The sequence below is a fragment of the Pseudomonas asturiensis genome, from assembly GCF_900143095.1.
Classification (GTDB): domain Bacteria; phylum Pseudomonadota; class Gammaproteobacteria; order Pseudomonadales; family Pseudomonadaceae; genus Aquipseudomonas; species Aquipseudomonas asturiensis.
Window position 1 is genome coordinate 1 of the sequence record NZ_FRDA01000017.1, and the last position, 13,636, is coordinate 13,636.

Here is a 13,636-nt window from a genome sequence, read left to right on the forward strand (position 1 = left end):
CAAGGTCAGGCGTGCAAACTGGCGCATGGGCGTGATTTCGTAGAGCGCTTCTTCCATGGCCGGGTCGCTCAGGGAGAACCAGTTCTGCAGCAGATGAATGCGCAGCATGGTTTCCAGAGGATAAGGTTTTCTACCACCGCCGGCCTTGGGGTAGAACGGCTCGATCAGGCCCAGTAGACCTGTCCAGGGCACGACCTGATCCATCTCGGCGAGGAAGCGTTCGCGGCGTGTCTGCTTGCGCTTGCCGGCATATTCGAAATCGGAAAAGCTCATCTGGCTCATGGGCGGCTCGGATCAGGTGGTCAGGCGTATTTCATCACATCTTGGGACTTGTTCGGAGATTCCTTAACGGCATGAAACAGAGTGATGAATCCTGATAAAGGGCCGTTTATATAACGGCCCTTGTTTCATTGTGTATATAAGCCAGCACCGTATCAGGACTGTTCCACATCAAGATGTCCACGATCGAAAGGTGCTCGATAAAGTGGGAAGCAGGAACCGTGCAATAACTGAATGAAGAGGGTGTCAGGAAGCGCAGTTCAATACCGCGTTCCTGCCATTCCTCGGCGACATAGATCGCGCGTCCTCCCGTGGCATTGATGTATTGACGGGCTTCCATCAAGGTGCTGATTTCCAGTGCCCATTGCCCTGCATGTTGAATAGCGGGCAAATCAAACTTCATTTCCGAGCAGGTCTTCCACTTGAACGGCAGGCCCAGGTAATCACACACAACGCTAAGTGAGCGGGTATTCAAGTCACTGATGTGCGTGGTGCCCGGCGAGTCGAACGTGAGGTCGATCAATTGCATCACAGGCTTGAAGTACGGCGCCTTGCAGCGATAGTGCTCCAGCTGGTTCCTGATCCGTGTATGGGCGGCCGTGTAATCGATGATCGTGGCGTCCTTGATCAGTGTTCCGTCTTTGGCGGTGACCGGGACTTTGATGTACTGCCAGCCACCGTGGCCGTCCAGCACCCGGTTGCGGTTCATCCAGCTTTTGCGTTTGTATTTAACGATATCGAAGATCAGTCCGCGTTCCACCGCGGCGATGAGTTGAAAATAACCTATATAGGGGAAAAAGTAAGGCTGCATGATCCCGAGCGTTTCAATCATAAGTAACCCGCGAAGTCGCGACGGTTGCTCAGGCAAAACGATGGAGTAACAGCAAAACGACTTACTCAGTCAGCACATGACCGTCTGAATGATTGTCAGAAACCAGAGCGTAGTTCGAAGTTACAAAGTGAACATGCTGTTTGTCGGTTTGAAAAAAGCCAGTCGATGACTGGCTTGATAAAGAGGCGGGGGCGTTTATTTGACCAGATAACGCATGCCTTCCTCCAGGCCGCGCAAGGTCAGTGGGTACATCTGGTCTTCGACCAGGTCGCGCACGATGTGCGTCGATGTTGTGTAGCCCCAGGTGTCTTTCGGATAGGGATTGATCCAGATGACCTTCTTGAACTTGGCCATGAAACGCTGCATCCATACGTAGCCTGCTTCTTCGTTCCAGTGCTCGACACTGCCGCCGGGCTGGGTGATTTCATAAGGTGCCATCGAAGCATCACCGATGAAGATCACTTTGTAGTCCGCACCGTATTTGTGTAGCAGGTCCTGGGTCGAGGTTCGCTCTGAGCCGCGGCGCAGGTTGTTCTTCCACACCGATTCGTACACGAAATTATGGAAGTAGAAATACTCCATGTGCTTGAACTCGGTCTTGCAGGCCGAGAACAGCTCTTCGCAGACCTTGACGTGGGCGTCCATCGAGCCGCCGATATCGAACAACAGCAGTAGCTTGATGGTGTTGCGCCGCTCCGGGCGCATCTGGATGTTCAGCAGCCCGGCATCGCGGGCGGTGTGGTCGATGGTGCCATCGATGTCCAGCTCGTCTGCCGCGCCCTGACGAGCGAACTTGCGCAAGCGCCGCAAGGCGACCTTGATGTTGCGCGTGCCCAGTTCCACCTGATCGTCCAGGTTCTTGTATTCGCGCTGGTCCCAGACCTTGACGGCCTTGCCCTTGCGCTCGCCCGCGTCACCGACCCGAATGCCTTCGGGGTTATAACCGCCCGAGCCGAACGGGCTGGTGCCCCCGGTGCCGATCCATTTGTTGCCACCGGCATGGCGTTCTTTCTGTTCTTCCAGGCGTTTCTTGAATTCTTCGATCAGCTTGTCGAGGCCACCCAGCGACTGGATTTGCGCCCGCTCTTCATCGCTCAGCGAGCGCTCGAACTCCTTGCGCAGCCAGTCTTCCGGGATCAACGCCTGCAGGTGATCGTCGAGCTTTTCCAGGCCATTGAAGTAGGCGCCGAATGCCCGGTCAAACTTGTCGAAATGGCGTTCATCCTTGACCAGAATCGTGCGCGCCAGAAAGTAGAACTCGTCAATGTCGGCGAAAATGACCCGCTGTTTCAGCGCATTGATCAGGTCCAGCAGCTCGCGCAGAGACACGGGCACCTTGGCCGCACGCATTTCGTTGAACAGGTTGAGCAGCATGGCTGTCGCCCTTTTTCGTGGCAGGGTGAATGAAGAGGATCAGCGATTGCCGCGACGGCTCATGAACGCCAGCCGCTCCAGCAAATGCACGTCCTGCTCGTTCTTGACCAAGGCGCCTGCCAGCGGCGGAATGGCCTTGGTCGGGTCGCGCTCGCGCAACACGGCTTCGCCGATGTTGTCGGCCATCAGCAGCTTGAGCCAGTCCACCAGCTCGGACGTTGAAGGTTTCTTCTTCAGGCCCGGCACCTTGCGCACGTCGAAGAAGACATCCAGCGCTTCGCTGACCAGGTCCTTCTTGATGTTCGGGTAGTGAACGTCAACGATACGCTGCAGCGTCGCACGGTCCGGAAAGGCGATGTAATGGAAGAAGCAGCGACGCAGGAACGCGTCCGGCAGCTCTTTTTCGTTGTTGGAGGTAATGATGATGATCGGGCGCTGTTTCGCCTTGATGGTTTCATCGATCTCGTAAACGTAGAACTCCATCTTGTCGAGTTCCTGCAACAGGTCGTTGGGGAACTCGATGTCGGCCTTGTCGATTTCGTCGATCAGCAGGATCACGCGCTCTTCGGACTCGAAAGCCTCCCAGAGCTTGCCTTTCTTCAGGTAGTTGCGCACATCGTGAACCTTGTCCACGCCCAGCTGCGAGTCGCGCAGACGACTGACGGCATCGTATTCGTAAAGACCCTGATGCGCTTTGGTGGTCGACTTGATGTGCCAGGTGATCAACCGCGCACCGAAGGACTCGGCCAGTTGCTCGGCGAGCATGGTCTTGCCGGTGCCCGGCTCACCCTTGACCAGCAGCGGACGCTCCAGAGTGATCGCCGCGTTGACCGCAAGCTTCAGATCGTCAGTGGCGACGTATGCCGGGGTGCCTTCAAACTTCATCAATCAATCCTCTCGCAGGACATGCGCGGCGCAGAGCCCGCACGCCGAAATGGTGGCCAAACATGCCTCGACTATAACGTGCGCACCGGACGCCTGTGAACGCAGACGCCCCATTCAGTTCTTGAATGGGGCGTCACGGTTTGACCGGGGTGAGACAGGGATCAGGAGTCCTTGTTGCTCTCGTAACGCGCATTGAACGCCTGGACGAACGCATTACGCAGAATCTGCAAAAACGCCTGGAAGCCGCTGATGTCTTGCTGGCGGACGCTGCCGCTGAGGTCGACACGGGTGGCGAACTGGTTTTGACGCTGGTTCTTGAGCACGGTTTCGCTGGTGCCTACCAGCGCTTCCCAGATGGAACGAAACACGCTCTTGTCTTTGTCCTGCACGTCCTGACGCCAGTTGAAGACATCGACGTTGCGCAGCAGCGGTTTGATGTAGCCACTCAACTGGCCTTTATCCGCCTGGGCTTCGATCACGAGATCGCCGTTGCCAGCGTTGAAGTCGAACTTGCCGTATGCCGAGGAGAAATCGTTGAGTTTCCTGAGCTGAATGCCGGTGGCGCGCAGGCGAAAGTCGAAATCCTGAAAGTTGCTGAGCGGGTCGAAGCGGGCAGAGCTTTCCAGGCTGGCGTGGCCCAGCAGACGCGCCTTGCCTTCGAAGCTGGCGTCGCGGTTGCCTTCGACGTCCACCACATTGGTCAGGTTATAGAAACTGGCGTTGACCCGATCGGCCTCGATGGTCACCTTGGGCGTCGAGCTGAAGTTGTTGAACGTGATACGCCCGTTGCCGATGCGCACTTCGTTCAGGGTAATGGGCAACAGCTTGTTCAACTGGGTGCGCCAGTCGGTGCCCTGACCGGTCTGGGACGCCTGTTTATTGTTGCCGCCATCGACGAAGTTGATTTCCGGGTCGATAAATAAAACCTCGGCGACGACGGCGTGGTCGAACCAGAGCGAGTGCCAGCTTACGGCCAGCTCAATGATCGGTGCCTTGACGAAGGGCACTGGCACCTTGCCGTCGACCTTGACGATGTTCAGCCCCTTGATCCGGTACGCACCACGCCACAGGGCCAGGTCCACATCAGTGACCTGACCGCGATAGTCGCCCATGTCGGCGAGCTTTTCGTTCAAGTAGTTGCGCACCATGTAGGGCAGGGCGATGTGCAGGCCAATCAGCAGGACTACCAGCGTGGCCAGCGTCCATAGCGGCCAACTGTAGCGACGTTTCATGACGAGTCTCCGGTTGCAGTTAAGGGTTGACTGCGTTCGGCAGCATCGGTTCGGTGATACTGGACGCCCAACGGCTGGCGGCATAGGCTTTGTTTATTTACCGATGTGCACAAGGACATATCCATGAGCCGTATTTACGCTGATAACGCCCATTCCATCGGCAACACGCCGCTGGTGCAGATCAATCGTATCGCGCCCCGGGGTGTCACCATTCTGGCCAAGATCGAAGGGCGTAATCCGGGTTACTCCGTGAAGTGCCGTATCGGTGCCAACATGATCTGGGACGCTGAAAGCAGCGGCAAACTCAAGCCGGGCATGACCATCGTCGAGCCTACCTCGGGCAATACCGGTATCGGGCTGGCCTTCGTCGCTGCAGCCCGAGGCTATAAATTGACGCTGACCATGCCCGCGTCCATGAGCATAGAGCGTCGCAAGGTGCTCAAGGCATTAGGTGCCGAATTGGTGCTCACCGAGCCTGCCAAGGGCATGAAAGGCGCTATCGCCGAAGCTGAGGCGCTGCTCGCTAGCAATCCCGAGCATTACTTCATGCCGGGTCAGTTCGAGAATCCGGCCAACCCGGCCATCCATGAAAAGACCACCGGCCCTGAAATCTGGAACGATACCGACGGTGCCATCGACGTACTGGTCGCGGGCGTGGGCACCGGCGGTACGATCACTGGCGTGTCGCGCTACATCAAGCATACCGCCGGCAAGCCTATTCTGTCGGTCGCCGTCGAGCCGGATGGCTCGCCGATCATCACCCAGGCGATGGCCGGTGAGGAGATCAAGCCCAATCCACACAAGATCCAGGGGATCGGTGCGGGCTTCATCCCGAAAAACCTCGATCTTTCGCTGATCGACCGGGTTGAGCGGGTGACGGACGAGGAATCCAAAGCCATGGCCCGTCGGCTGATGAAGGAAGAAGGCATCCTGTGCGGTATTTCCTGCGGCGCGGCGATGGCAGCGGCGGTGCGTCTGGCAGAGAAACCGGAAATGCAGGGCAAGACTATCGTTGTCGTCCTGCCGGACTCCGGCGAGCGCTACCTGTCGACCATGCTGTTCAGCGACCTGTTCACCGATCAGGAGCTGGCGCAGTAACACATCTTCGACAGTGTGAGCTTCATGCGGGCGGTTCAAGGGTTTATGATGGCCACCTTTCGAGCGCCGGGCGATCTTCACGGGTCGTCCGGCGCTTCTGGTGCTTTGCACTGACTCACGACCAGCGTTACGTTCAGCGTTGTCTGCCCGCTCCAAGGAGAGTTTCATGACCCTTTCATTTGCTGCCAAGGCATTGATCCTGATGCTTTTTCTGGGCAGCACACTGTACGTGCACCTGCGCGGCCAGGCGCGACTGCCGTTATTGCGGCAGTTCGTGAACCATTCGGCGCTGTTCGCGCCCTACAACGCGCTGATGTACCTGTTTTCCCGCGTGCCGTCCAAGCCGTACCTGGACCGCAGCAAGTTTCCTGAACTGGATGTGCTCAAGGACAACTGGGAAACCATCCGTGATGAGGCGATGCACCTGTTCGACGAAGGTTATATTCGCGCCGCCGAGAAGAACAACGACGCCGGTTTCGGTTCGTTTTTCAAGAAGGGCTGGAAGCGTTTCTACCTGAAGTGGTACGACAAGGCGCTGCCATCGGCCGAGGCGCTGTGCCCGAAGACCGTTGCGCTGGTCAACAGCATTCCCAACGTCAAGGGCGCGATGTTTGCCCTGTTGCCGGGCGACAGCCACCTCAATCCGCATCGCGACCCCTTTGCCGGTTCCCTGCGTTATCACCTGGGCTTGTCCACGCCCAATTCCGACGACTGCCGGATCTTCGTTGATGGCAAGGAATACTCGTGGCGCGATGGCGAAGACGTGATGTTTGACGAGACCTACGTGCATTGGGTCAAGAACGAAACCACCCAGACCCGCGTGATTCTGTTCTGTGACATCGAGCGTCCATTGACCAATCGCCTGATGACTCGGGTGAACCGCAGTGTCAGTGCGTTTCTGGGCCGTGCAACCGCGCCGCAGAACCTGGACGACGAACGCGTCGGCGGCATCAACCAGGCGTATGCATTCAGCAAGCGCTTCAGCGACGGTTTCAGTGGCAAGGTCAAGCAGTTCAAGCGCAGCAACCCCAAGGCCTACCGTGTGTTGCGCCCTGTGCTGGCGGTGCTGGTCCTGACTGTGCTGGGCTACTGGTTGTTTGGTTGAAAACCCGCCTGTTCAGGTCGGTGTCGGTACGGGTTGCAGATTGATGCTCATGTGGAGGTTCGTCCACATCGACGCTTCAAACCCATGCCGACATCGCAGAGCGCCAATCGAAGATGCTCTCCCTACCGCTTGATGATGATCATCCTGCGTCTCAACTCAAACTCACGTGCCGGCTCAATAACGCACGCAATGCCGCGGGCTTGACCGGCTTGGGCAGGTAATCGAGCCCCGCGGCATGCACTTGTGCAATCAGTTCGGGTCTACCGTCTGCGCTGATCAAGACGCCCGGCACGGGCTGCCCGAGACGGGTTCTGAGCCAGGCCATCAGTTCGGTGCCGGTTTCACCCTCGTCCAGGTGATAGTCCACCAGCGCGATCTGCGGGTGGACGCCATTGTTCAGCAACGCCTCGCATTCCTGACGATTACGTGCGGTCCACACCTGACAGCCCCAGCGCGACAGGAGGCTGTTCATGCCAATCAGGATGCTGTCTTCGTTGTCGACGCAGAGCACCTGCGTGCCGTTCAGCGCAGGCCGACTGATCTCGACCCGCTTGGCAGGCAACGGCGTCTGGGCCGAGGCGAGGGGAACCTGCACGCTGAACACGCTGCCTTTGCCGGTCCAGGAGCGAACCTGCAAGGGATGTTCGAGAATTCGGCACAGGCCGTCGGCAATCGCCAACCCCAGGCCCAACCCTTTGGCCGCGTGAGTCTGGTGACTGTCCAGACGTTTGAACTCTTCGAAAATTACTTGGCGTTTGTCTTCGGGAATGCCCGGACCCCGGTCCCAGACCTCCAGGCTAAGGTTGTCACCACGACGCCTGACACCCAGCAAAATCGGGCCTTTGGCATAGCGGATCGCATTGGTCAGGAAGTTTTGCAGCACGCGGCGCAACAGCTTGATGTCGCTGTCGACCCTTAACGCGCTGCCCCTGACGCGAAACTTCAGGCCCTGTTCCTGTGCCAGCACCTTGAATTCCGCTCCGAGGGTGTCGAACAGCGCATTGAGCGGGAAGGGCTGACGATCCGGGGCGATCTTGCCGTTCTCGATGCGCGAGATATCCAGCAGGTCGCTGATCAGGTCCTCGGCCGAGCGCAACGAACTGTCCAGGTGCTGGATCAGCTGCTGGGCGTCGCTGGAGATACCTTCCTCCTGATGCGACAGTGCGGCGGAAAACAACCGGGCGGCGTTCAGGGGTTGCATCAGGTCGTGGCTGACCGCAGCCAGAAAACGGGTCTTGGATTCATTGGCTGCTTCGGCGGTGCCCTTGGCCTCGGTCAGGGCCTGGTTCAGTTGCGACAGCTCGTGGGTGCGCTCTGTTACCCGCTGCTCAAGGCGTTCATTGACCCCTTTTAGGGCCTGCTCGGCAGCGCGGAACGCGGTGATGTCGGTGAAACTCATGACGAAACCGCCACCGGGCATCGGGTTGCCGATCAGCTCGATGACCCGGCCGTTGGGGAACAGCCGCTCGGATGTATGAGCGCGGCCCTGACGCATCCAGTGCAGTCGCCTTGCCACGTGTACCTCGGCTTCACCGGGCCCGCACAGCCCGCGCTCGGCGTTGTAACGGATGATGTCGGCAATCGGACGCCCCACGCCGATCAGGCCTTCGGGGTAGTTGAACAGCTCCAGATACCGATGATTCCACGCCACCAGCCGCAGCGACTGATCGACGACGCTGATGCCTTGGGTAATGTTTTCGATGGCGCCTTGCAGCAGTGCCCGGTTGAATTGCAGCACCTCCGACGCTTCGTCAGCGATACGCACCACGTCTTCGAGCTGCATGTCCCGGCCTTCAATGGCCGCCTTCACGACCGCTCGGGTCGAAGACGTGCCCAGCACACCGGCCAGCAGTCGTTCAGTGTGGGCGATCCAGTCGCCCGTGGCATTCTGGTTGGGGTTGAAGCTTTTGCCCTGACGGTAGGCGAAACGGGTAAAGCTCTGACGCGCCCGCTCTTCGCCGACGAACCGCGCCGAAAGGCTGAGCAAGTCTTCGATCTGCACGGCCAGCAGCGGGCGCATGTAGGCTCGCCCTTGGGTTTCCTGGCCGATGAAGCGACCCGCCTGCCAGTGTTCGGTGACGCGCGTACGCGACAGCATCGACACCCAGGCGAACAGCGTGCAGTTGCCCGCCATGGACAGCAGCACACCTTGGGTCATCGGCGTGATCGGCAAGTCGAACGGGTTGCTGTGCAGCCATGCCAGCAGCGGAAAGGCCTCCAGCGGCCAGCCCATGCTGTGGGCCGCGACGGGCAGCACCAGCGTGTAGAACCAGATGAAAATCCCGGCCGCCAGCCCCGCGAACACACCGCGTCGGTTGGCCTGCTTCCAGTACAGAGCGCCGAACATGGCCGGTGCCAACTGAGTGATTGCGGCAAAGGCGATCTGGCCAATCGTTGCCAGACTGGCGGTCGAGCCCAGCATCCGGTAGCTGACGTAGGCCAGCAGCAGAATCATCACAATACTGATGCGGCGCACCGACAGCATCCAGTAGCGGAATGCCTCGAACGGCCGCTCGGTGTTCTTGCGCCGCAACAGCCAGGGCAGCAGCATGTCGTTGGAAATCATGGTCGACAGTGCCACGCAGGCCACGATCACCATGCCGGTTGCAGCCGATGCGCCGCCGATAAATGCCAGCAGCGCCAGCGACGGGTGTGCATGGGCCAATGGCAGACTGATCACGAACGAGTCCGGCAGCATCGAGTCGGGCAGTAGCATCTGCCCAGCCAGAGCGATCGGCACGACGAACAGTGCGGCCAGCGCCAGATAGGCAGGAAACACCCACTTGGCCAGATTCAGGTCCTGCGGCTCTATGTTCTCCACCACCGTGACGTGGAACTGTCGGGGCAGGCAGACAATCGCCATCATCGCCACGCCGGTCTGGACGAACATCGACGGCCAGTTGATCGTGTCTTTCCAGTACTCCTCAAGGCGCGGCGCCAGCTTGGCCTGGTTGAACAGGTCATCAAAACCGTCGTACAGGCCGAAGGTCACGAACACCCCGACGGCCATGAACGCGAACAGCTTCACCAGCGCCTCGAAGGCAATGGCCAGAACCATGCCGCGATGGTGCTCGGTCACATCCAGGTTGCGCGCCCCGAACACGATGGTGAACAGCGCCAGAATCAGCGACACCACCAGCGCGGTGTCCTGAGCGCGCGTGCCGGTGGAATCGGCCACGGCACCGATCAGGATATTGACTCCCAACACGATGCCTTTGAGCTGCAACGCAATGTACGGCAGCATGCCGATCAGGCAGATCAGCGCGACCATGACGGCCAGTGATTGGGATTTGCCGTAACGCGCCGCAATGAAGTCGGCAATTGAGGTGATGTTTTCCTGCTTGCTGATCAGCACCATCTTCTGCAGCACCCAGGGCGCCAGCACCATCAGCACGATCGGCCCCAGGTAAATGGGCAGGAACGACCACAGCTGTTCGGCTGCCTGACCCACCGCGCCGAAGAACGTCCAGCTGGTGCAATAGACTGCCAGCGACAGGCTGTACACCCAGGCACGCATGGTCGGGCGCAGCGATGCGCTGTAGCGGTCGCCATAGAAGGCAATGGCAAACATGATTGCCATATAGGACAGGGCAACGGCGGCGATCAGCCCGCTGGACAGCGACATATCGGATTCCAGAACGTATCGACAGCACGCAGTCTCGCACGACCGCAGCACTTCGTCTTTCTCGACCAAGGTCGAGCGTGGCGGGGTGTCGCAGACTGCCCAACACGCTCGGCATACCTGGCGACCGGAAATATCCTATCGACATTATGCTGCGTTGCGTCTTCAATGTGCCTCGGATTGGCGGCGACGCCAGTGTGCCCAAGCCTCTCAGGACCACGGACGATGAGCCAGCAGTCACAATTCAGCCTTCTAGGAAAACGGCGCTTCCTGCCGTTTTTCGTTACGCAGTCCCTCGGGGCATTCAATGACAACGTCTTCAAACAGTCGTTGATCCTCGCCATTCTGTACAAGCTTGCCATCGACGGGGATCGCTCGATCTACGTCAACCTGTGCGCCTTGCTGTTCATTCTGCCGTTCTTTCTGTTTTCTGCACTGGCCGGACAGTTCGGCGAGAAGTATCCCAAGGACACGCTGATCCGGATCATCAAGTTCGGCGAGATCGTCATCATGGCGGTCGGGGCTGCAGGCTTTTTGTTCAATCATCTGTGGATGATGCTCGCTGCGCTGTTCGCGATGGGTACGCATTCGGCGCTGTTCGGGCCGGTGAAATATTCGATCCTGCCGCAGCACCTGCGCGAGAGCGAGCTGGTGGGCGGTAACGCGCTGGTCGAGATGGGCACCTTTCTGGCGATTCTGGCGGGCACCATCAGTGCCGGTGTCATGATGTCCGCCACGCACTACGCCTGGATCGTCTCGGCAGCGATCGTGTTGATTGCGTGCCTCGGGTTTCTGGCCAGCTTCGGTATCCCGCGTGCGGCTGCGGCCTCTCCTGAAATGAAGCTCAACTGGAACATCTTCACCCAGTCCTGGGCGACGTTGCGCATGGGGCTTGGGCAAACGCCTGCCGTGTCGCGCTCCATCGTGGGTAATTCATGGTTCTGGTTTGTCGGGGCTATCTACCTCACGCAGATTCCGGCCTACGCCCAGCAGTTGATGTCTGGCGACGAAACCGTGGTCACGCTGATCCTTACGGTTTTCTCTGTGGGTATCGCACTGGGTTCGCTGCTCTGCGAGCGTCTGTCCGGGCACAAGGTGGAAATCGGTCTGGTGCCCTTCGGTTCCATGGGGATCACCGTGTTCGGTCTGCTGTTGTGGTGGCATTCGGGCGGCTTTCCCCAGAACGTTCAGGCCAACGACTGGCTGGCGGTGCTGGGCTACGCGCAGGGTCGCTGGATTCTGTTCGACATCCTGGGCATTGGCGTCTTCGGCGGTTTCTACATTGTGCCGCTGTATGCCTTGATCCAGTCACGCACGCCCGAGAAAGAACGGTCGCGGGTGATCGCGGCCAACAACATCCTCAATGCATTGTTCATGGTGCTGTCAGCGATTGTCTCCATCCTGCTGCTCAGCTTTGCCGAGCTGACGATTCCGCATCTGTTTCTGGTGGTGTCGTTGCTCAACGTGGCGGTCAACGTCTACATCTTCAGGATCGTGCCCGAATTCACCATGCGCTTCCTGATCTGGCTGCTGGGCCATTCCATGTACCGGGTCGAGCATCGTAACCTCGATCAGATTCCCGAAGAGGGCGCCGCACTGCTGGTCTGCAACCACGTGTCCTTTGTCGATGCGCTGCTGATTGCCGGTGCGGTCCGGCGACCGATCCGCTTCGTCATGTACTACAAGATCTACCGGTTGCCCGTGCTCAACTTCATCTTCCGCACGGCCGGCACCATCCCGATTGCCGGACGTAACGAAGACATGGAGATCTACGAACAATCCTTCAAACGCATTGCCCGTTACCTGGCCGATGGCGAGCTGGTGTGCATCTTTCCAGAGGGCAAACTCACCACGGATGGCGAGATCAGCGGGTTCAAAAGCGGCATGACGCGCATTCTTCAGGAAACGGCCGTGCCAGTGATCCCGATGGCGCTGCAAGGGTTGTGGGGCAGCTTCTTCAGTCGCGATCCCGAGAAGGGGCTGTTTCGCCGTTTCTGGTCACGGGTTGTACTCGTGGCGGGTGCGCCCATTGCGGCAGACGCCGCCGCGCCAGTGGAGGTGCGCGAGCAGGTGAAGGGGTTGAGAGGGGCGGGGCGTTAGGATTGGCAGCCTGCGCGTAGCGCCGACTGCCAAACATCTGGACCTGATCGCAGCAATGCCCGCAAGGGGCGATCAGGTCAGCCCATACATAGGGTCAATCCACCGCCGACTTACGCGGCGCCGCCTCGCTTGCCTCCTCCGGCATTTTCCTGAAATACGTCGATAGCAACGCACCGGAAATGTTGTGCCACACGCTGAACAGCGCACTCGGCACGGCCGCCAGTGGCGAGAAATGGGCGCTGGCCAGTGCGGCGCCCAGCCCTGAGTTCTGCATGCCGACTTCCAGTGCGAGCGACTTGCGCTGGGGCAATGGCAGCTTGAAGACCTTGCCGGTGAAGTAGCCCAGCAGGAAGCCGAAGGTGTTGTGCAGAATCACCACGGCCATGATCAACAGCCCGGATTCAGCGATCTTCGCCTGACTCGCCGCCACCACGGCGCAGACGATCATCACGATGCTCACCACCGACACCAGTGGCAACACATCCACCGCATAGCTGACCCGCGCGCCCAGCAGGCGTTGCGCCACAACGCCTAGCACAATGGGCAGCATCACCAGTTGCAGGATCGACCAGAACATATCCATGAAGGACACCGGCAGCCAGGCCGAAGCCAGGAACCAGATCAGTGTCGGGGTCAGCAGCGGTGCAAGCAGGGTGGTGACGGCTGCAATAGCGACAGCCAGCGCCAGATCACCCTTGGCCAGCCAGGCCATGACATTGGACGATGTCCCGCTCGGGCAGCAGCCCACCAGAATCACGCCGACGGCAATTTCAGGCGGCAACTGGAACACCTGGCACAACAACCAGGCAACGCCCGGCATGATGACAAAGTGCGCGACCACACCCAGCGCGACGCGCCAGGGGTTACGTGCGACTTCAGAGAAATCTTCGAGTTTGAGGGTCAGGCCCATGCCGAACATGACCAGCCCCAGCAGCGGCACAATCCAGCCTTTGAGGCCGATGAACACCTGGGGAAACAGGAACGCCAGAATGGCGAACAGCAGCACCCAGTACGCAAAGGTGTTGCCGACAAAACGACTCAAGGCGGCGAGGGCGCGCATGGTCTGCTCCTTCTTTTTATACGTGCCAGATAAACGCGCCGTCTATAGA

At 59.2% G+C, this 13,636-nt stretch carries 10 protein-coding genes; 3 read left to right on the forward strand and 7 right to left on the reverse strand.

What is annotated here, in order from left to right:
* The 5 genes from BUB69_RS23055 to BUB69_RS23075 all read right to left on the reverse strand — a co-directional run.
* The coding region (locus tag BUB69_RS23055; RefSeq protein WP_141121894.1) for a transposase at positions 1–282 on the reverse strand (282 nt) is incomplete at its 3' end.
* A gap of 106 nt (positions 283–388) precedes the next feature.
* Positions 389–1,111, reverse strand: a complete 723-nt coding sequence (locus BUB69_RS23060) for a WbqC family protein (RefSeq protein ID WP_073171046.1) — start codon at positions 1,109–1,111, stop codon at positions 389–391.
* A gap of 195 nt (positions 1,112–1,306) precedes the next feature.
* Positions 1,307–2,485 (reverse strand): vWA domain-containing protein, encoded by a 1,179-nt coding sequence (locus BUB69_RS23065; protein WP_073171049.1) that lies wholly within the window; start codon positions 2,483–2,485, stop codon positions 1,307–1,309.
* A gap of 39 nt (positions 2,486–2,524) precedes the next feature.
* Complete coding sequence (locus tag BUB69_RS23070) at positions 2,525–3,370, reverse strand: AAA family ATPase (protein WP_024686296.1); 846 nt, start codon at positions 3,368–3,370, stop codon at positions 2,525–2,527.
* A gap of 161 nt (positions 3,371–3,531) precedes the next feature.
* Positions 3,532–4,602: an AsmA family protein gene (locus BUB69_RS23075; protein ID WP_073171052.1), complete on the reverse strand. Its 1,071-nt coding sequence runs from the start codon at positions 4,600–4,602 to the stop codon at positions 3,532–3,534.
* Positions 4,603–4,725: 123 nt separating this feature from the next.
* Between BUB69_RS23075 and cysK the strand changes: the two genes are divergently transcribed.
* Together cysK and BUB69_RS23085 are read left to right on the forward strand one after the other, a co-directional pair.
* The gene (cysK, locus tag BUB69_RS23080) at positions 4,726–5,700 is read left to right on the forward strand and encodes a cysteine synthase A (RefSeq protein ID WP_073171056.1); all 975 of its coding nucleotides are present in this window, start codon (positions 4,726–4,728) and stop codon (positions 5,698–5,700) included.
* Between the two features lie 166 nt (positions 5,701–5,866).
* Complete coding sequence (locus tag BUB69_RS23085; RefSeq protein ID WP_073171060.1) at positions 5,867–6,805, forward strand: aspartyl/asparaginyl beta-hydroxylase domain-containing protein; 939 nt, start codon at positions 5,867–5,869, stop codon at positions 6,803–6,805.
* A 151-nt stretch (positions 6,806–6,956) separates the two neighbouring features.
* On the opposite strand, the gene BUB69_RS23090 is transcribed toward BUB69_RS23085, so the two are convergent.
* Positions 6,957–10,430 carry a hybrid sensor histidine kinase/response regulator gene (locus tag BUB69_RS23090; protein ID WP_073171064.1) on the reverse strand — a complete coding sequence of 1,158 codons (3,474 nt, stop codon included), beginning with the start codon at positions 10,428–10,430 and terminating at the stop codon, positions 6,957–6,959.
* A 222-nt stretch (positions 10,431–10,652) separates the two neighbouring features.
* Here BUB69_RS23090 and BUB69_RS23095 point away from each other — a divergent pair, with 222 nt between their 5' ends.
* Complete coding sequence (locus BUB69_RS23095; protein WP_073171067.1) at positions 10,653–12,527, forward strand: MFS transporter; 1,875 nt, start codon at positions 10,653–10,655, stop codon at positions 12,525–12,527.
* A 94-nt stretch (positions 12,528–12,621) separates the two neighbouring features.
* Here BUB69_RS23095 and BUB69_RS23100 read toward each other — a convergent pair whose 3' ends face one another.
* Complete coding sequence (locus tag BUB69_RS23100) at positions 12,622–13,587, reverse strand: bile acid:sodium symporter family protein (RefSeq protein WP_073171070.1); 966 nt, start codon at positions 13,585–13,587, stop codon at positions 12,622–12,624.
* Positions 13,588–13,636: the final 49 nt, after the last annotated feature.

Coding starts and splice junctions, on each gene's coding strand:
- BUB69_RS23075 (WP_073171052.1), bottom strand. CDS start 4,602: ATGAAACGTCGCTACAGTTGGCCGCTATGGACGCTGGCCACGCTGGTA.
- BUB69_RS23085 (WP_073171060.1), top strand. CDS start 5,867: ATGACCCTTTCATTTGCTGCCAAGGCATTGATCCTGATGCTTTTTCTG.
- cysK (WP_073171056.1), top strand. CDS start 4,726: ATGAGCCGTATTTACGCTGATAACGCCCATTCCATCGGCAACACGCCG.
- BUB69_RS23100 (WP_073171070.1), bottom strand. CDS start 13,587: ATGCGCGCCCTCGCCGCCTTGAGTCGTTTTGTCGGCAACACCTTTGCG.
- BUB69_RS23090 (WP_073171064.1), bottom strand. CDS start 10,430: ATGTCGCTGTCCAGCGGGCTGATCGCCGCCGTTGCCCTGTCCTATATG.
- BUB69_RS23065 (WP_073171049.1), bottom strand. CDS start 2,485: ATGCTGCTCAACCTGTTCAACGAAATGCGTGCGGCCAAGGTGCCCGTG.
- BUB69_RS23095 (WP_073171067.1), top strand. CDS start 10,653: ATGAGCCAGCAGTCACAATTCAGCCTTCTAGGAAAACGGCGCTTCCTG.
- BUB69_RS23070 (WP_024686296.1), bottom strand. CDS start 3,370: ATGAAGTTTGAAGGCACCCCGGCATACGTCGCCACTGACGATCTGAAG.
- BUB69_RS23060 (WP_073171046.1), bottom strand. CDS start 1,111: ATGATTGAAACGCTCGGGATCATGCAGCCTTACTTTTTCCCCTATATA.